Annotated in this window: 11 protein-coding genes; 3 read left to right on the top strand and 8 right to left on the bottom strand. The window is 67.7% G+C overall.

Translation table 11 applies throughout. The annotated features are described in order from the left end of the window. Window positions 1–3,126 precede the first annotated feature (3,126 nt). From LTT66_RS11755 to LTT66_RS11745, 3 genes are all read left to right on the top strand, one after another. A complete protein-coding gene (locus LTT66_RS11755) occupies window positions 3,127–4,083 on the top strand; it encodes a ParA family protein (RefSeq protein ID WP_228820416.1) in 957 nt (318 codons plus the stop codon). Between the two features lie 70 nt (window positions 4,084–4,153). Further along, window positions 4,154–5,167, top strand: a complete 1,014-nt coding sequence (locus tag LTT66_RS11750; RefSeq protein ID WP_181722251.1) for a ParB/RepB/Spo0J family partition protein — start codon at window positions 4,154–4,156, stop codon at window positions 5,165–5,167. 253 nt (window positions 5,168–5,420) lie between these two features. After that, entirely contained in the window at window positions 5,421–6,149 is a 729-nt protein-coding gene (locus LTT66_RS11745; RefSeq protein WP_233069152.1) for a GNAT family N-acetyltransferase, read from the top strand. A gap of 70 nt (window positions 6,150–6,219) precedes the next feature. Here LTT66_RS11745 and LTT66_RS11740 read toward each other — a convergent pair whose 3' ends face one another. From LTT66_RS11740 to LTT66_RS11705, 8 genes are all read right to left on the bottom strand, one after another. Continuing rightward, the gene (locus LTT66_RS11740) at window positions 6,220–7,413 is read right to left on the bottom strand and encodes an N-acetylmuramoyl-L-alanine amidase (RefSeq protein WP_181722250.1); all 1,194 of its coding nucleotides are present in this window, start codon (window positions 7,411–7,413) and stop codon (window positions 6,220–6,222) included. Between the two features lie 158 nt (window positions 7,414–7,571). Beyond that, entirely contained in the window at window positions 7,572–7,904 is a 333-nt protein-coding gene (gene trxA / locus LTT66_RS11735) for a thioredoxin (RefSeq protein WP_181722249.1), read from the bottom strand. Window positions 7,905–7,961: 57 nt separating this feature from the next. Next, window positions 7,962–8,978, bottom strand: coding sequence for a thioredoxin-disulfide reductase (gene trxB / locus LTT66_RS11730; RefSeq protein WP_195067107.1), 1,017 nt, complete (start codon window positions 8,976–8,978; stop codon window positions 7,962–7,964). A gap of 108 nt (window positions 8,979–9,086) precedes the next feature. Next, a complete protein-coding gene (locus tag LTT66_RS11725) occupies window positions 9,087–9,902 on the bottom strand; it encodes a hypothetical protein (protein ID WP_233066726.1) in 816 nt (271 codons plus the stop codon). A gap of 102 nt (window positions 9,903–10,004) precedes the next feature. Beyond that, a complete protein-coding gene (sigM, locus tag LTT66_RS11720) occupies window positions 10,005–10,589 on the bottom strand; it encodes an RNA polymerase sigma factor SigM (RefSeq protein ID WP_233069151.1) in 585 nt (194 codons plus the stop codon). A gap of 301 nt (window positions 10,590–10,890) precedes the next feature. After that, entirely contained in the window at window positions 10,891–14,829 is a 3,939-nt protein-coding gene (locus LTT66_RS11715; protein ID WP_408638778.1) for a murein biosynthesis integral membrane protein MurJ, read from the bottom strand. Window positions 14,830–15,577: 748 nt separating this feature from the next. After that, complete coding sequence (locus LTT66_RS11710) at window positions 15,578–18,166, bottom strand: DUF6049 family protein (protein ID WP_233066724.1); 2,589 nt, start codon at window positions 18,164–18,166, stop codon at window positions 15,578–15,580. Further along, a complete protein-coding gene (locus LTT66_RS11705) occupies window positions 18,163–18,699 on the bottom strand; it encodes an NUDIX hydrolase (RefSeq protein WP_181721366.1) in 537 nt (178 codons plus the stop codon). The genes LTT66_RS11710 and LTT66_RS11705 overlap by 4 nt, the downstream gene beginning before the upstream one ends. Window positions 18,700–19,156 lie beyond the last annotated feature (457 nt).

The following is a 19,156-nucleotide window of genomic DNA, read 5'->3' as shown; positions in this document are numbered from 1 at the left end:
GTTTCGTCACACTGACGTAATGGCGTGGGTTTGCAGGCCGTGAGGTTGGCGAGCAAGATCGGAATCCGCTCGATTGCTGGCACGATGATGGTCGCGGGCTGTGAGTGGATCGAGTGCGGAAACGCCCGAAGGGTTCTGCGCTCAGGCCCGATGCGCCCGGAGTCCTCGTCATGCGGCTGGCTGATCACCGGCGCACATCCGTCGCCGATCTGTCGCCTGTCCGCACGACCGCGACCGGTAGCAGCGGGCGTCCGGCGCTGCTTGACGTCGATCGGTTCAGTGTCGGCCCTCCGCGCGTCCTGCTCGAACTTCGCCTCCTTCTGCAGTGACCCAGCTCAGGTTCCTAAGCCGCCTGTCCCATGCTCGCCGTATCACCGGCAGCGCTGCGACTGTGAGGACCCTAAAGACCGGTCCACGAGTCTTCGATGTTTCACGTGAATCAAGGCGCGCCGAACCGTCGACGGTGTAGACCTCCAGAGGATGCGCCACGAACCGCTCTCGGATGTTTCACGTGAATCCAGACTGGCTCGGCAGCACTGGCAACAGCGGCGCTCCTCGCGTTAGCCCCGCACGCGCGATCGGGAGCACTCAATCGCAGGGCCGGTCACCGACCGCGTCAGACCATCTTGTTGCACATCCCATTGCCCGGCCATACGGACTCCGGTCGTACACCCATGCCTGCCCAGCGCAAGCCCACCACCAAGGGTGCCCGTCCACTAGGGCACCGGCCGATCGTGATGACGCCGCGAGTAGAGCGGCGAAGTCCCGCCCGGTCCCGCCCCGTGCATGGAGGCCGCGCGTGTGTCAGCCCATGCGTGTGTCAGCCCACGCGCATCCGCCACAATCGCGCAGCGCGATCATCTTTCACTGGACAGAGCCGACCACTCCGGTGAACCACTTTCGCTCCGCCCGGGGCGCATACCTGTATCTCCGGCTGACGCGGTTGAAGGAGACATCGAGAAGTCGGCGCTGCAGACCACCTCGCCTGCGTGCGCATCGTCCAGCTGGCTCGAGCGGACGACAGGCCGAACCAGGGTGCCGGTACAGCCAGCCTCTCCCCCGAAGGCTAGGTCGATGAGGATGACCCGAGCTGGAGACAAGACGACATCGGCAGTCCGGCCTGTCGCGAAAGGAAACCACCTTTCGCCTTCCAACTCTCTTGAGCTATCTGGCGGACGATGTTTCACGTGAAGCACGCTGTGCGATGACTCCTCCGTAGCAGCAGCACCGATGGAGGCGCCCGTCGGGACACCTCGGTTGCACCGTAGGGACGAGACGCCTCCACTGCGTTCCCAAGCGTCGTCCTTCGCTGCGGCGTAGACCCCTGTCCGCCTCCCAGTTCCCACACAGTTGCTAGCTCGAACCGCCGCAGACGACCCCCGACTTTGACCACCCGGCGAACGCATACGTCCCAGCGGGCCCGGACCACCCGGGCCCCTGAAGAGCACCCGAGGCATCCGAGTCACACGGCCACCGCCCAACGCACGCTGTCGATCGGGAACTCGCCGACTACCGCGGCGCAGATCGGGCACTGCGGCACCGGTCGGGCACTGCGAGACAGGTCGGGCATTGCGGCGCACCGCAATCACCCAGTGCTTTCAACCTGGCCCACGCGAGCTGGCCCACGCGAGCTGGCCAGCGCACGTCAGCCTTTCGTGGCGTCCACGTTGCAGGCCGATCGCGGGCGCTCCCTCATGGGTGCGCTCCACGGGTGCAGAACCCAGCGGCAGGCTGATCGCGAACTCCGGACCACACGGCCACCCGACCATTCAGTCGCACAACCACACGGTACGCCTGACCCCCTTCTGCCACGTTGCGGGCGCACCCGCGACCTCGCCGTGGATGTTTCACGTGAATCAGACCGGCAGCGGCCGATCGCGCTGAGCCGCGCTTTCAGTCACGTGGGCCGACAAGCCCGGGCAGATCGGCTCTCCCAACGGGACGGGCACAGCATGTCGACGAAACATTCCACCGAGCGCACGGGTTCTCTTCATCTCGTTCACTGGATATTGCGTCGTGCGGAGAAGACCTCGGCACAGTCAGTGCGAGGGCTACATTCGACAGCACCTTGCTGAATGCTCCTCGGAAGTGATCAGCGCGTCGGGCGGCCTTGCCGAGATCGCCCCAGTGGACGTGTCGCTGGGTCGGTGTTCGCGACTGCGTGGGGAGATTGGAGGCGAGGAGGCGGTCTGTGCAGAGAGACGTGCAACGCTCTGGAAGCCACGGCGAAGGCGTTCCGTCCGCACGGTGCAATCGAGCAGGCCGGTCGCCCGTCGCGCGACTTTCTTCGGGGGCTCGGGAGAATCACACCGCATGATCCACGTGAAACATCGCCCGCCGGAACGACCGCGAGAGAGTCGGAAAGCAGACGCGCTCTCGCTTCCTCGGCTCGGAGGCGGCCGATGTCGTCGGGCATCCAGCTGAGGCCACCTTCTTTGATCTAGCTTTCGAGGGCCGATCAGTTGCCCGGTCGACCGCCACCGGTCGGCGCCGCCGTCCACACGATCCGACACGACCGCGTTGAGGTTCGCACCGCGACTGACACCGCGGCGGGGGCACCAGACGGCCGCTTTCGTTCGCACAGTCGCGGATCGGCGTATCGGGATCAGGTGCGGCCGCAGCAAGGACATCGATGCGCTGTCTCTGGCCCGGAGCACGCGAACCGAGTGCACCACCAAACCGGCGCTGCGAGTAGCTATCCGGTATCCGCCGATCCGCGCGCAGCCGGGCAGCTGTCGATCCGCCGGGAACATCGGTCTGCGGGCAATGTTTCATGTGAAACAGCGCGCGCGTTGGAGTGAAATCGTGCGGTTTTGCGTGTCGCTTTGCGCCTCGCCGCGATTCAGCTTTCGTAAAGCGCTCAGTGCTGGCAAGCTAGTGGTCGTCGGGCGTGAGCGTGGATGCCACGGAGGGATCTGGTTGTCACAGCGGCGAGCAGCTCCGCTCGGTCGATCGGGCGCCGCGGAACCGGTTGCGCATCGTGTTCGATCCGACAAAGGCTGTTGCTGGCATGGTGTCGACCCGTCCCGTCGGGCGCGCGTGTTCTGAAGTTTCTCGGGTTAGGAGCTGTCTATGTCGAGCGGTCCGGCGAATGTTTCACGGGAAACGACGTCGCGCGTGCCGGGGATGCTGGACTCCAGCAATTTCGACGCGGAGGCATTTGGAAGCACACCGTTCGGGCACATCTCCCCCAGTGAGACCCCGATAGCTGCCGAAGCGCAACGTGCAAGTCAGGTCCTCCATCCAGGAAAGGTGACTGTGCCGAAACCGCACGAGCAACGCATCATCACCATCGCCAATCAGAAAGGCGGCGTCGGGAAGACGACCACCGCCGTGAATCTGGCGGCCGCCCTGGCACACCAGGGGATGACGGTTCTCGTGATCGATCTCGATCCGCAGGGCAACGCCAGTACCGCCCTGGGTATCGAGCATCATTCGGGTGTTCCCTCCAGCTACGAGTTGCTCATCGGCGAGGTCTCGGTCCGAGACGCGATCCAGACGAGCCCGCACAGCGAACGCCTCCTCTGCATCCCCGCGACCATCGATCTGGCGGGCGCCGAGATCGAACTCGTGTCGATGGTGGCCAGGGAAGGTCGGCTGAAAGCCGCCATCCAGGAGGCGAATATCGCCGGCTACGACATCGATTACGTGATGATCGATTGCCCGCCTTCGCTGGGGCTGCTGACGGTGAACGCCCTCGTCGCGGCGAAGGAGGTGCTGATCCCGATCCAGTGCGAGTACTACGCACTCGAGGGTGTCGGTCAGTTGCTCCGCAATATCGGCTTGGTGCAGGCGCACCTCAATCCGGAACTCCACGTCTCCACCGTGATCCTCACGATGTACGACGGCCGCACCAAGCTGGCCGACCAGGTCGCCGAGGAGGTCCGCGGACACTTCGGCGACGTCGTGCTGCGGTCGGTGATCCCGCGCAGCGTAAAGGTGTCGGAGGCGCCGGGTTACGGCATGACGGTGCTCGATTATGATCCAGGCTCCCGGGGCGCGATGAGCTACCTGGATGCCGGACGTGAGATGGCGGCCCGCGCGGTAGCCCCGCACGCCGCCGCGGCGAAGTCGGCGGAGTGACTCGGTCAGCCGAGTCGACGCTCGGCACAGTCCGGTTTGGTGGCGGAACGAGGAAGGGGTCGGTAGACCGATGAGTCAGGCTAAGAAGGGTGGGCTCGGGCGTGGTCTTGCCGCGCTGATCCCGACGACACCGACGGCCACACCGGGTCTCAGCAGCGCCGCTGCGAGTGTCATCGGTCTGGATCCGATCGGGCCGCAGCCCCCCTCCGCCTATCTGCATCGGGTACCCGATCCCGCGGAGAATGCCGAACTCGAGGTCGGCGGCGCCGTCTACCGGGAGATCCCGCCCGACCAGATCGAGCCGAACCCGAAGCAGCCGCGCACGGTCTTCGAGGAAGACGCACTGGCCGAACTGGTGCATTCGATCCGTGAATTCGGACTGATGCAGCCGATCGTGGTGCGCCGGACCGAGCCGGGCGTGGACCGCTATCAGCTGGTTATGGGTGAGCGGCGCTGGCGGGCCTGCCAGGAGGCCGGCCTGGCTGCCATCCCGGCGATCGTCCGGGAGACCGCGGACGAGTCGATGCTGCGCGATGCCCTGCTGGAGAACATCCACCGGGTGCAGCTGAATCCGCTCGAAGAGGCGGCGGCCTATCAGCAGTTGCTGGAAGAATTCGACGTCACCCACGAGGAATTGGCTGCCCGAATCGGCCGCTCTCGCCCGGTGGTGACGAATATGATCCGTCTACTGAAGTTGCCGATCCCGGTGCAGCGCCGGGTCGCGGCGGGCGTACTGTCCGCCGGGCACGCGCGAGCACTGCTCGGTCTCGAAGCGGGTGCGGACGCTCAAGAGGTGCTCGCCGCCCGAATCGTCGCCGAGGGACTCTCGGTCCGGGCTACCGAGGAAGCCGTCATGCTGGCGAACCGAGAGCAGGACGCTGCCGCGCCCTCTCCAGTCGCCCGGCGCAAGCCGATCGAGATGCCAGGCTTACAAGCCGTGGCCGATCGACTGTCCGGCTCCTTCGACACCCGGGTCCTCGTGAGCATGGGCAAGCGCAAAGGCAAGATCGTCGTCGAGTTCGGGTCGGTCGAAGACCTCGAACGCATCGTCGCCCTGATGGAGCAGAACGCACCCGACGTGTGACAGAAGTGACGAAATTCAACTTGTGGTTTCGATAGGTGTGCTGGTCCCGGGCCGAAACGTCACTGTGACGGCACGGATTCGCGCGGCTGCGGAGCGCGCGTCGCCCTCGGCGAAGCAACACAAGTTCTTCTGACCAACAGCACAGCGACATGGAATGAGGCGGGTTCCCGTTGATCGCTTATTCTTGCTGGCGAGCAAACTTTGATGCGACGTGAGCGTGGATGAATCGGACAGCTGGAGGCTGAGCAGAGCGGTGTCGACCAGCGTCACAGCACTAACCCTCGGCGGACTGGAAAAGCTTCCCGCGCATGCGCGCCGCTGTGTCTTCTGGGAGATGGACCCCGCGGTGGCGGAGGATTCGCGCAACTTCAGCGATCCGGTCTTCGAGAAGGAAGCCTGGCTGTCCACGGTCATGCTGGAGTGGGGTTCGTGCGGGCAGGTAGCGAACGTGGACGGCAACGTGGCCGGGTGTGCCCTCTACGCACCACCGAGCGCGGTACCGAGGTCGACCCTCTTCCCCACCTCCCCTGTGAGCCCGGACGCGGTCCTGCTGACCACGCTGCGGGCCGAATTCCCCTACCATGATGCCGATGTTGCCCACCTCCTGATCCAGGCCGTGGTGGCCGATCTGGTGCGACGCGGCGTGCGCGCATTGGAGGCATTCGGCATCCGCACCGAGCCGCCGACGCATGCGCTGGCCGAGCGGTTCGGCTCGATGACTTTGCTGGAGCGGATCGTCTCTCCGATCAAGGGGGCGAGCGCCGCGAGCGCTGCGACCGAATGCTCGCCCGAAGGCTGCATGATCGACGCCGACTTCCTGGAAGACGTGGGCTTCGAGGTGGTGGCCCCGCATCACCGCTTCCCGCGGCTGCGGTTGGAGCTCGACTCCGACCACGGCTGGAAGGAAGACGTCGAACGGGCGCTGGACCAACTGCTCGCGGCGGCATCTATGACCGCACCGACCCGCATCGGGGCGCGCTGAGACAGACATCGAAGCGCCCCCTGCCGATTCCGAAAGGCAGGGGGCGCTTCGCGTTGCGGAGCGGACCGGGCTACATCCGGTCGGCGGCGGCCAGCTCTTCGGCCAGCAATTCCGCGAAAGTGTATGTGCCGGTGGGCTGGTCGTCCTGGCCGAGCAGGTACAGCCGCTTCACCGAGATGAGAATGGCTTCGGCGATCACGTCGCGCATGCGCGGGTTGGTGAGTACCGAGGCGTCGTAATCGTTCGTCAGATAACCGATGTCGACCTGCACGGTGGGCATCTTGGTGAGGCGCAACAGATCCCAGGTCCGCGCGTGGGTACGGCAGTCCTGCAACGAGGTTCGCGCGACGACTTCCCGCTGGATGAAGCCGGCCAGCACCTGGCCGATCATGGAGACCGAGCCGTGCGAGTTGCCGAAGTAGAACCCGGCGACGCCGTTGGCCAGCGGACTCGGATTGGTGGCACAGCGCAGCGAGATCATCAGGTCGGCGTCGAACGCGTTGGAGGTATCCGCGCGTTCGGCGTCGGTGGGGTTGGCCCCCCACGGCCGGGACAGGAAGGTCTCCATCCCCGTGGCCGCCATCCGCCCTTCCAGACGGCTCGCGAGGTCCCACAGGATTTCCGACTCGTAGACGTCGCCGTATTCGGTGGGCACGCCGAAACCTTTGTCCGGACCGCCGAGACCGGGGTCGATGACGATCCGCTTGCCGGTCAGCTGAGGACCCGCGCGGTGCACGACCTCTTCCTCGGCGATCCGGTGCGGGTTGCCACCGGTCACCCTGGCACCGAGCAGGTCGAGCGAGCGGAGCGTATCGGGACCGCAGATGCCGTCGGCCGAAAGCCCGATCTCACGCTGGAACGCGGTCAGGGCGTCATGGGTATGCGGACCGAAGTAGCCGTCGACGCGGTGCACGTAGAAGCCGAGGTCCTGCAGCCTGCGCTGGAGCGTGGCCACGTCGTCGCCGTACAGCGGCGCGGACAGCTGATAGATCAGCGTTCGCGCGCCGAGCCGATACGACGCCTCCTTCAGCGCCCGGTAGGTCGCCGGGCCGACCACACCATCGACGAGCAGACCGCGATGCTGCTGGAAAGCGCGAACCGCGGAGTCGAGGTAGTGATCGAAGGAGACTTCGGTGTCCTTCCAATACTCGCGTGCGTCCGACTGGTCGGTAGCGACGTGCGCGTGTAGGAACCCGAGGCTTGCCAAGGTGCTCCGAACCTCTGCTACGGCTGGACCGGAATCGCCGTGACGAAGTCGGTGCATGCGTGAGAGCCCTTTCCTTCCGTCAACCCGCGGGTACCCACTCATGCGATGGGATACACCTTCGCACGACCGGAACGTCGGTCGATTGTCTCAGACCCGGACCGGGTTTCGACAATCCCGGGTCCAGGCATCCTACGGCGCGTCGTCGGATCGCGTCGTCAGATAACGTCTTCGAGTTCGCGCAGAAGAGCCGCTTTGCCCTTCGCTCCGACGATCTGCTTGACCGGCTTACCACCGCGGAAAAGCATCATAGTGGGCAGCGAGAGGACTTGATAATCGCGGGCGGTGCTCGGGTTGGCGTCCACGTCCAGCTTCGCGATGGTCAGCTTGTCCGCGTGCGCGCCGGCGATTTCCTCGAGGACGGGCGCGACCATCTTGCACGGCCCGCACCAGTCGGCCCAGAAATCGACGAGGACAGGCTTCTCGCTCAGCAGCACGTCGTCGGCGAAGGACGCGTCGGTGACGACGACCGTGTTGGCGGACTTGGACATGAATGTTCTCCTTGCGATACAGCGAAACAGAAGATCAGCAGCTCGGACGGCGCGAGCTCAGTTGGCGGGGACGGCCACCGACTCACCCGCGTGATCGAGGGTGTTCGAGGTGATGTCGCCCTGGTCGGCCAGCCAGCGCTCGGCGTCGATGGCCGCTCGGCAGCCGGTGCCCGCGGCGGTGATCGCCTGGCGATAGGTGTGGTCGACCAGATCGCCCGCGGCGAAGACGCCCGGGATGTCGGTCGCGGTCGTCGGGTGCTGCACCAGCACGTATCCCTCGTCGTCCAGTGCTACCTGGCCCTTGACCAGCTCGCTGCGCGGATCGTGGCCGATCGCGACGAACAGGCCGGTGGCGGGCAGGTCGGAGGTCTCGCCGGTGCGGGTGTCGCGCAGGGTCAGGTGGGTGACGCTGCTGTCACCGTGCACCTCGGCCACTTCGGCGTTGAGCACGAACTTGATCTTCTCGTTCGCCTTGGCGCGCTCCAGCATGATGCGGGAGGCACGGAATTCCTCGCGACGGTGCACGATGGTGACGCTGGAGGCGAACTTGGTGAGGAACGTCGCCTCCTCCATCGCGGAGTCGCCGCCGCCGACCACCACGATGTCCTGGCCCTTGAAGAAGAAGCCGTCGCAGGTGGCGCAGGCGCTGACGCCGCGGCCGAGCAACCGCTGCTCACCCGGAACGTTCAGGTAGCGCGCGGCCGAACCCATGGCGAGGATGACCGCATAGGCCTCGAAGGTCTCGCCGCCGACGACGACCTTCTTGACGGGGCCGGTCAGGTCGATGGCGTCCACGTCTTCGGTGCGGATCTCCGCGCCGAACCGTTTGGCCTGCTCGCGCATCTCCTCCATGAGATCCGGGCCCATGATGCCCTCGCGGAAGCCGGGGAAGTTCTCGACCTCGGTGGTGGTCATCAGCGCACCGCCGAACTGGGTCCCCTCGAACTGCAGCGGCTGGAGCTCGGCGCGGCCCGCATAGACGGCGGCCGTGTAGCCGGCAGGTCCGGAGCCGACGATGATCAGGTCGCGAACTCGCGTGCCGGTGTCGCTTGTTCGCTCGCTTCGCTCGCTCATGGGGCCCTTTCGGGAAGATTCGTTCGGACATGTCGGTCAACAACAGGGTAATGGCTGTTGTTCCCGCGTTGCCGGGGTCACACCGCCCACGTGGTCGAGGTCGCAATGTCAGCCGATGTCCTGCAGCGCTCTGCGCTGTGGATCACCTGTACCGCAACCGGTTCCGACGACCAGCGCGGTGATCTTGTGCGACGGCGCCAGCGTGGTGATCTCGGGCGGCTGCGGGCCGGTGAGCAGGATGAGGACCGCGTTGCCGCCCTGGAATCGGATGTCGGTCGACCCGAGGACCTTGCGGTTCAGACCGTTCGCCCGGACACAACGCTCGAGCGCGTCCGGGGTGGACAGGGCTCCGGTGACGCTGTGCCGTCCGAGCGCACTGAGGGCCATGCCGGCGGTGAGATCGTCGCCCCAATCGCTGTTCCCGGTGGTCGGCTGCGCGGTGGGCGCGGTGGCCTCGTCGTCGCGCAACGTCGAGAACCAGACACCCATGCCCGCCACCGTGACGACCGCCGCGGCCGCCGCCGCGAGCCAGCGCAATCTGCCGCGCCGACGCTCATCGAGAGCCACCGGCGCGGATTCGGAAACGTTTGTTGCCGCAGCGGATTCGATCGCGCCTGTGCGGGGAAGCTCGTGCACCATGGCGCCCTGCGCGGAAGCGTTCTCGGGCGGCTCGAGTCCGTCGACGAACGAAGCGAGCCGGGCCGCCACATCCTCCGGCATCGAATGAATGATGCGCTCATTCCGGCCGAGAGCACGTAACTCGGCGCTGACGTCATCCAGCGCGCGCAGGTACGCCACCGCCTCCGAGTCACGCGAGACCGCAGGCCACAACTGCTCGCGCTGCTGCGGCGTCACATTGTCGGCGTGCAGGTCAGCCAGCAATTCGGACGCGAACGGGGGCTGCGGCACGGACCTGGTCGCCATCGCACCTCCGTTGTTCGCATCTGACATCGCGGGAAGCCCCTCGCCGTCGGGAGCTGCCTGTGAATCGTTCAGTGGTTCGTCACTGTTAATGACGCATCCCAACTACCTCCGGTTCCCCGGATCACGCAGAAAATCCAATCGCTCTTTCAACCGCTGCCGCGCGCGAGCGCACCGGCTCTTGATCGTTCCCTCGGGCACACCGAGCAAGGCGGCTGCCTCGGCCACGCTATACCCCTCCACATCGACCGTGACGAGCGCGGTCCGCTGATCCGGAGGCAGCGAGAACAGGGCGCGGTCGATGACCATCGACATCTCCACCTCGGCCATCTCGTCGCGGTCGTGCTTGGGCTCGGGCATCGTCTCCGGTGACAGCGACAACGCGCGCCTGGTCTTGTTGCGCCGGATCCGGTCCAGGCAGGCATTCACCACGATCGCGTGCAACCAGCTGCGCACCTCTGATTCCGCGCGGAACGAGGCAGCCGTGCGATGCGCCGACAACAGCGCGTCCTGCAGCGAATCGGCCGCGTCCTCGCGCGTGTAGGACGTGCGCAGCGCGGTCTGCCAGAGGTGATCGTTGTGCCTGCGCAGCAGCTCGGCGAACGCGTGCCGTTGACCGCGGACATGCGCTCGCAACAGTTCTACATCGGTGTACTCGTCGGGTGAGAACGAACGCTCGTGACATACCACCGGCCGCGACGTCCCCCCGCCGAACTCCTCGTTCACTTCGGACGACAAATGCCAACCCCTTGGACAGCTCTCACGGCGGCAACGGGCACGGTTTGACCGTCACCGAGATATCGCAGCATCCAGGATCGAAAGCACCGGAACCTGGGAAGCTCCCCTGCTGAGAGCGCCCGAAGATCATAGCGTCCGTAACGATTTGGCAGCAACCAGCTGATCGAGGCCGGTGACAGCGGAATGCGCGTCGGTCAGCGTCGCGCGGTGCGCGGCCCGTACGAACGAGGGTGCGGCCGCGGCGGAGCCGGGCCTAAGACGCGGCGTCGAAGCGAATGTCGGCGATGGCGGTCTGGAACTGTCCTCCGGAGTTCCCCAGCCCGGTGATCCAGACGAGAACGTAGCGGGCGGCCTGGTCGGCACGCACCGGGATGTCGGTGACGCCGTCGTCCAGCCGGGCGGAACCGATCAGCTGGGTCTGATCCAGCGTCGGCGAGCCGGTGGGCGAGGTGCGGATCTCCACCGACGTGCCCGCGCTGGGCGAGTTGATCGAGACATTGGTGAGCTTGGCGGGGGCGGGCAGCGTCGCCAGCAGCCCGACTCCCTTCTTGAGCGCCGGGAACTGCTGGAAGTACTGGTCGGTGCGCCACTGGGTACCCGGATCGTTGTCCAGCACCGCCTGGACGTTGGCGACGCCGTCGGCAGTGCCCTCCGGCGAGAACACCGACACACCGGTCACCGGGACCGGCACACCGGCCGGCGTGAGGTTCGGACCCGCCGCGGCTGGCGTCGGCGCGGGCTGGTTGTTCGTGGTCAAGCCGATGTTGCGCTGTTCGTTCAGCGGCGCGTCCGAAGCGCCGGGGGCGAACACACTGACCATCCACCAGATCACGATGCCGACCACCAGCGCGGCGAGGATGCCGAGGCCGACCATGATCCACATCATGCGCTGGGAGCGTTCGCGTTCGGCCGCGAGCAGTTCCGGATCGGCGAGCGAGTCGTCCATGTTCGCGGGTGGGCGCTGGCCGAGCCGGAGCACCGGGATGAAATCGGTCTTCTGATCGACCACCGACGCCTGCTCCAGCACGTGCTGAACCGTGGCTGCGGTGCGCACGCCCTTGTTCGACTCCAGCGAGCGCACGGCGACGGCGGAGATCTCGAACGGCACTTCCGGACGGATCTGCCTCGGCTCCACCGGAGTGCCGTCCGGCCCGAAGTCGGCCAGCCGCAGTCCGCCTACCGTCGCAGCGCTACCGGTGACACCGCCGGAGCGGATCGGCCAGCGCGCGGTGATCAGCGAGTAGAGCATCGCACCGAGGCCGCGCACGTCGGATTGCGCGTCGGAGTCGGACAGGGTGCCAGGGAAGGCCAGCACCGCGTCGCCGGAGGCGCTGATGCGCACCCGGTCGGGATGGTCGATGGACAGCGATCCACCGCCGCGGTGGGCAAGTTCGGCCGCCGAGGCGAGGGCGCGGATGGCGCGCGCCGCACCGATCGGCGACGGCACCGTATCGGCCATCTCCCGCAGCGAGCGGCCCGGGGTCCACTCCGCCACCACGATGCCGCCGGAACTGCCGCGTACGACGTCCAGAACGCGAGCGAGGCCCGGCGAGTTGATCCGGCCCAGGCGCAGCGTCCGGGACAGGATCGCCTGGGGGCCGTCCTGGCCGGAGTTCTCGGTCGCCTTCTGGTCGGCGTCGACGAAGGTCAGCGCGACCTCGCGATCGAGTTTGATGTCCAGCGCCTGCCAGAACTTCAGGCCGCGGGCGCCGCCGTGGCCGGCCAGCAGGCGGTAGCGCCCGCCGGCCACCGAGGCGCCCGGAATCAGCTTGGGGCCGCGCGGAACCCGCCGGGCGCCCAAGTTCTCGCCACCCATCGGGGGCATCTCCGGCGAGCCGATGGGGATCATCCCCGTGTCGTACATCGGATCGCGCGGCGGAAGCTGATTGTCCTGCGGTCTGGCCGCGTCCTGATCCGGTGCGCCCGTGCCCGGCTCCTTGTTCGCGTACGCGGGATCCAACGGCTCCCCCGCGGTCGGCGGTACATCGGTAAACAGTCCGCCGGACGTGGTCGCAGAAGAATCGGCGGCTGGGACGCCGCCCACCGCGTCGTCGCTCACCCTCGGTCCTCCTTCGCCCTGATATGTCGAGGTTCCGGCGAATTCGCCACTTGTGCTTCTCTGCCGAACAGGGTACGGGAACTCACCCACGCCGGTGCGGTCAACGGCATCGGGTCTGATCACAGGCAGCACCATGGTCTGGGCGTCCATGTACGGATCGAACCGAGGGTAGTCCAGATACGAGTCGGGCCTGCGCAGGACCTGCGTGACGTAGGGATCTTCGACCGGGCTCTCCAGGTCGAGATCCGGCGCGGGCGGGGTCCAGCCGAGGCGCCGCGAGATGGCCACGGTAATGGCGACAATCTCCGGGATACCGGCGAGTCGCATCAGGCCGAAGGCCACCGCGAACATGACGATCGCGGTGATCGCCACCCGGATCAGCGAACCCGGCCCGTGGAAGGACGCGGTCAGGCGATCCAAACCGAGTACCCGATCCACGATCCACATCACCGCGCCGCCCGCGAGCGACGCAAGTACGACACGCGTCACCGTACGGCCGACATTGGCCATCCGGAGATCACCCAGACTGCGGTGCAGCAGGAAACCGCCCACGACGGCGCCGACCGCGAAGCCGAGTCCGTTCGCGACACCGAGCGCGATCACCACGTGCTCCGCGTCGGTGATCACCGGAGCCAGCGCCGAGAACACGATCTTGGCGGCGGTGATGCCGAGGATGATCCAGGTCGGGATCCACGCCTGCTCCCTGGCGTAGAACACCCGCAGGTGGATCAGCACGAGCGAGTACGGGATCAGCGCGAACGCCGACCAGCTGACCGCGAGCCCGAGACGTTCGGCGTCGGATCCGAAGTTTCCGTAGCCGTAGAGGGCCTGTCCGACCTGTGGACCGGCCAGCGTGAGGAAGGCGACCACCGGGACCAGCGCGATCATGGTCAACCGGGTGGCGGCGGAGAGATCGTCGACCACCGCGGGCGTGTCGTCCGCGGCGGCATTGCGGCTCAGCCGCGGCATGATCGCGGTGAGCACGGTGACACCGAGCACGCCGTAGGGCAGTTGCAGCAGCAGCCACGCGTTGTTGTAGATCGCCGGACCCGCCTCGTCGGCATGCGCGGAGATCCGCGTGGCGAAGACGAAGCCCGCCTGGCTGATCAGCACGTACAGGATGATGGCCGCGCCCATCCCGCCGAACTGCTTGAGCCGGGCGTCGATCCCCCACAGCGGGCGCAAGTCGATGCCTGCCCTGCGGATCGCCGGGACGAGGCTGACCGCCTGCACCACCACGCCGATCGTTACGCCGACGCCGAGCACCAGTAGCTTCGGGTCGCTCATCCGGACCGGATCGAGCGTGATCTCCCCTGGCATCAGGACATACAAGCCGAGCACGGTCAGCACGACCAGGTTGTTCAGCACCGGGGCCCACGCGCCGGGCTTGAACATCTGCCGGGTGTTGAGGATCGCCGTGAGCAGCGCCGACATGCCGTAGAACAGGATCGCGGGCAACAGCAGGAACGCCAGCGCCGTAGTGAGCGCTGTGTTGACCTGGCCGTCGTCGGGCAGGAAGACGTGTGTGGTCAGTACCGGCGCCGCGGCCGTCGCCAGGAGTGCGGCGGTGGCCAGGACCACGAAAGCCGCGGTCACCAAGCGCCGGACGAACGCCGCCCCGCGATCGGGATCCTCCTGCTCCGCGCGCACCAGCGTCGGCACCACGATCGCGGTGAGCACCGCGCCGAGCACCAATTCCGCGATCATGTTCGGAATCTGGCTGGCGACGGTGAACGCACTGGCGATCGCGGGGCCGAGCACGGTCAGCAGCATCAGTTGCTTGCCGAAACCCGTGATTCTGCTGATCAGCGTCGCGAACGCGATCGATCCCGAGTCGCTGAGCAGCCGGGAGCTCGCGCTTTGCTTCGAATCGTCCGCCTTGGGCGGTTCGGCGGTTCCGGTGGCGGGCCACTCCCTGGTCCGGGGGCGATCCGGTTCTGCGGGCTCGTGCCGCACCGGAGCGGCGGGACCCTGCCGGGGCGGTGGCGGGAACTGCTGCGGCTGTGGCGGTGCATAGCGCGGCGGCGGCACCCGATCGGACTCCGGCACGGCGGCCGGGATCGGGCCCGATTGGGGTGCGCGTTGCGTGGCCGGGATCGGACCCGACTGCGGGGGCCTGGGCACCGCGGGCATGGCGCCGGACCGAGGTGGACGCGGTACGGCCGGAATCGCACCGGACCGCGGTGCACGGGGCGGGGCGGGCGGCGCCTGCCGGGGCACGCCGGTCGGCGGCGGGCCGGACTGGCCGGGCCCCGGACGAGCGGGTCCAGGCGGCACAGGGCGCGGTTGTGGTCCAGGACCCTGCGCTGGGCCCGGTGGCGGGGCAGCCGGGTACTGCCGCTGGCCCGGGTGCGGCGCGGGGCCGGGGCGCGGCGGTGGCGGCACCGGCGGCCGCTGCGGCCTCGGCGGCGCGGCGGGCGGTGGTGGCTGCATGCGCTGGCCCGGGCGCGGCTGCGGTGCGGGCGCGGGACGACTGATCTGCGGCACCCGCGGCGCCTGACCGTCGTCGTAGGCTCCGGCGTTCACGTCCGGGTTCTCGGCTTCGGGCGGGGCAGGGTTGCGTTCCCACGGCGCGACCGGCGCGCGCCGAAGCGGCGGGCCGTCGAGCCGGTCGCCTGGTCGAGGGCGATGAGCCGATATGTCATCGTCGCTCATCATGCCTCCTGTACCAGCCGGGATATCCGCACCCCCATCGGTGCGGTGAGCCGCGGCTCGCCGCAACGGTTCGCCGTAATCGGCGAACATTCTGTCAGTGGTCCCCGTCCGGACCGGACCGGCCCGGGAACACTGCGATTGTCCTCCACCGTGCCACACGACACCGCGATACACCACATCGACGCAGGTAGAAGCGGTTTGCACAGACCCGTCGAAGCGGGTTCGGTCACCGCGTCTCCTGAAGCTGCTCCTGCTGCTGTTCCTCGGCTTGCAGCACCCGCCTGCGTGCCCGCCGGTAGCGGTTGACCCGCCGCCTGGTACCGGGATCGAAGCCTTCGTCCGCCGGGTCGGGCTGCCCGCGGAACCGGCGCCACAAACGGCGACCGGCCAAGAGGAGCAGCAGGAGTGCGGCGCATCCGGTAATTATCGCCAAGGCCTGACCGTAAGCGTTCGAACGCACCGAGACCTGCGTGGGATTACCCAGGGCAACTCCCTCCGGCGTGGTGAGCGAGATCGGAACGACCAGGTTCCGGCTGTCACGGACCTCCGTGGGGATCTGGAAGGACCGCGACCCGTTGGCCGGGAGTTGCTGCTCGCCCGGATCGGTGATCTCCGTCTCGTCAGGCGACTCGATCCGGAACCTGACCCGGATAGCCACCGGCAGGTCATTGCGCGCGACCAGCAGCAAAGGGCTCTGCTCGGACGCCAGCGTGTACACCCCGCCCGGCGGAAGCACGGTGACGGAGCGATACAGCTTGTCCATCGTCCGCGTGTTCTGATCCAGCCTCCGCTGGGCGAACGTGTCCGGTGGCGCGGCGTCGCCCGCACGGCGATCGGAGAGGCTCAGCACGCGCAGCAGGTCGTCGCGCAGCGGCGTCAGGAAATCGTGTGGCGTCGGCTCGGCTTCCGGCACATCCACCAGCGCCCGCATCATCTCGGTGATCCGGCGGCCCTGGTCGCGCACGGGTGGCACGAACCGCTCCGGCACCGCGTCCTGCGCCGCCTGCGGCAGATAGTCCAGCTCGTAGGGTTGCGGGTCCGGCGGCAGCGCCACCAGATCGTGGAACGGGCGCGCGGTGGCGAGATCGCCGCGCAGCAGCACGTCGACTTGGCGCAGCAGGGCAGTCGCCTCGTCCCGGTTCGCACCCCATTGTTGTGGCGGGACGAGCAAGAGCGAACGCGGTCGGCTCGCTTCCGGATGCAGTGCGCTCCACGAGATCGCTCCGAGAGCGTCCTGCAGGCGCGCCGCACGCGAGTCGTTCGTCACGTCGTAGCGGACCCGGGCCGGGGTGAACGGCGGTGTGGGCGGATTCGAGCCCACCGCGGCGAGCGCCGTCGCCGACCAGATGTCGAACGTCACGGCGTGCAGCGCCGGATCCGTGGCCGGGGCGGGTGTACTCGCGGCGGGCGGTGCCGGATTGCCCGCGACCGGCGGCGCCGGTGCCGGTGTGGTCGGCGGGATCGCGGTGATCTCGGGCAGCCGGACCACTTCCGGGCTCGCCGGGTCCGCACTGCCCGCTGCCTCGCTCGAGCCGGGTGTGGTCTCGCTGCTTTCACTGCTCGACTGAGCCCAGTCCACACTGCCCTGCGGAACGGCCGCCGTCGAGGCGAGCACAGCGGTACCGAAACCGTGACCGCGCAGCAGGAGACCCGCCCCCGCGTCGATGCTGCCGGAATCCGGCAGGCTGACCCCGCGCACCGACCGGGTGGACAGGATCGAGTCGACGATGTCGGCCGGTTCGGTGAGCGCGCGCGCCGACAGCGCCGGATCGTTGACCGCGGCCAGCGCGCTGAGATCGACCTGCGCGAACGGCAGCGCCACGGTGCACATCGAGCCGGCCAGCACGCGCAACCGGTCCAACCAGGTCTGGGCCTGTTCGGCGCCCGCTCCCGCCCTGGTCGCGCCGTCGGGGTCGGACGGGCTGGCCAGCACGCGATAACCATCGGTCATCGCGCGCACGGTGAGCAGCAGATCGGGGTCGACGGCGAGGCACACGGCCGAGGTCAGCTCGGCGTTACGACCGGCGCCCGGGCTCGACACCCCCTCCAGCGCGGCCAACAGCTGATCCAGGCGGCCGCCTTTGCCGAGTGAAGCGGCCAGTTCGTCGTCGGTGAGCTCCGCTTTGCCGTCCACGCTGCCCGGACGACCCCCGACCTGCCGCGGCCGGTCGGCCAGCGGCCACAGCATCGTCGTCGCCACCGGCGCGTCGGTGGGCGCGGAAACCGGCACTGCCGCGACGCCGGCGTCCTCGCCGGTGGGCGGTACGCCGAGCACCGGAAGCAGGAACCTGGCGTCGTCGAGCCGAGCCTGCGTGCCGTAGGCCGGTTCGCCGTTCACGTTCAGCAACAGCGGGTAGACGCCCGGCTCCGTGATGCGCAGCGACGTGGCGCCGCTCTCGGAGCGCAACGGGATGCTCAACGTGAACTGCTTGCGCTGCCCCGGATTCAGTCGCTGCGCGACGTCCTCGAACTCACCGTTCACGTCGTAGTTGACCTCATCGAGGCGCAGGGTGGCGCGCAACCCGATCGGCGTGGTGATCGCCGCCGCCCGCTGCAGGCGGATGCTGACATCGTCCACCACACGATCACCGATATTGGTGACCGTGCCCGAGACCGTCAGCAGGGAATCGCTGCTGGTGGTCACCGTGGTCGGGGTCACCGAATCGAGCGACAGCTTGAGGAATTTGGGATTCGACGAGGTACCGGACCCGGCCGGTTGCGCCTCGGCCGACGCGGAATCGAGCAGTGGCAGCGTCGTCACCGGGCCGAGGATGGTCAGGACCGCCACGAAGATCCGGAACAGTCCACGCGTCATCGCTTGCCGGTCTCCATCCGGTCGATCAGCTTGTTCGCCATCTCCGCCAGCCGCCGCTCGTCGGCGTAGGCCAGCCGAGAATTCAGTTCACCCAACGGAACCCACGCGACCTGGGTCACTTCCACGTCGGCGTCGGACAGTTCACCACCGACCGAACGCAGCAGATAATGATGCACCGTTTTGTGTACCCGCCGACCGTCTGTCACGAACCAGTAATCGATGCTGCCGAGTTCGGCGACCACGACACCGTTGATGCCGGTCTCCTCGGCGACCTCGCGGATCGCGGTCTGCTCGGCGGTCTCACCTTCTTCGATATGTCCTTTCGGCAGCGACCACAGTAACCGCCCACGGCGATCCGTGCGTCCGATGAGAGCGGCACTGCGTGATTCCCGCGGCCCGTCCAAGCCGTCGACCACCAGCCCGCCTGCCGAGGTCTCCCGCACCGTGCGCATCCGCGGCTTCGCGGCATTGGCGGCCGAACCGCGGCGCCGAGGCTGGCGGCGTCGACTGTTCGCACGATCGGCCGGAGACACCTGGCAATCCTACTGTGTCTAATTTGCAGCGCCTGCGGCGCTGCGTGTTCGCGGCCCCCTTGTGGCTCGCGTCCGAGCGACCGCCGCTGGCGACTTCGTCGCGGACGCGGCGGCCACTCGGACGCGAGCCGGGCCGCGAACGGCGCGTGCTCGGTCTCGCTTCGCTCGAAATGTGGGGTTGGGGTGCGCCGGGCACGTTGGTCTTCGGGCGCTGGACATCGTGCATGCGTTCGGAGCTGATCGTCGGGTCGATTGGTGATCGGGGTGTGCGGGTGGATGCTCGGATGAGAGCCGGGTGGTGATCGGTTGATGCTCGGTCTCGCTTCGCTCGAAACCTGGGGTTGGGGTGCGCCGGCGCGTTGGTCTTCGAGTTCTGAGCGAAGGGCTCGTGGGTCGGGTGGCTGGACGTCGAGTCGATCGGGGATTCGTGGTGTACGGCGGGTGCTCGGATGAGACC

The organism is Nocardia gipuzkoensis, assembly GCF_021183645.1.
GTDB classification, from domain to species: domain Bacteria; phylum Actinomycetota; class Actinomycetes; order Mycobacteriales; family Mycobacteriaceae; genus Nocardia; species Nocardia abscessus.
Note: the sequence above shows the minus strand (reverse complement) of the source record. Positions and strands in the feature narration are given on the sequence as shown.

Bases quoted from the DNA above. Each gene is read 5' to 3' on its own strand.
- LTT66_RS11755 (WP_228820416.1), top strand. From the start codon at position 3,127: ATGCTGGACTCCAGCAATTTCGACGCGGAGGCATTTGGAAGCACACCG.
- LTT66_RS11750 (WP_181722251.1), top strand. From the start codon at position 4,154: ATGAGTCAGGCTAAGAAGGGTGGGCTCGGGCGTGGTCTTGCCGCGCTG.
- LTT66_RS11740 (WP_181722250.1), bottom strand. From the start codon at position 7,413: ATGCACCGACTTCGTCACGGCGATTCCGGTCCAGCCGTAGCAGAGGTT.
- trxA (WP_181722249.1), bottom strand. From the start codon at position 7,904: ATGTCCAAGTCCGCCAACACGGTCGTCGTCACCGACGCGTCCTTCGCC.
- trxB (WP_195067107.1), bottom strand. From the start codon at position 8,978: ATGAGCGAGCGAAGCGAGCGAACAAGCGACACCGGCACGCGAGTTCGC.
- LTT66_RS11725 (WP_233066726.1), bottom strand. From the start codon at position 9,902: ATGGCGACCAGGTCCGTGCCGCAGCCCCCGTTCGCGTCCGAATTGCTG.
- LTT66_RS11715 (WP_408638778.1), bottom strand. From the start codon at position 14,829: ATGCCCGCGGTGCCCAGGCCCCCGCAGTCGGGTCCGATCCCGGCCACG.
- LTT66_RS11710 (WP_233066724.1), bottom strand. From the start codon at position 18,166: ATGACGCGTGGACTGTTCCGGATCTTCGTGGCGGTCCTGACCATCCTC.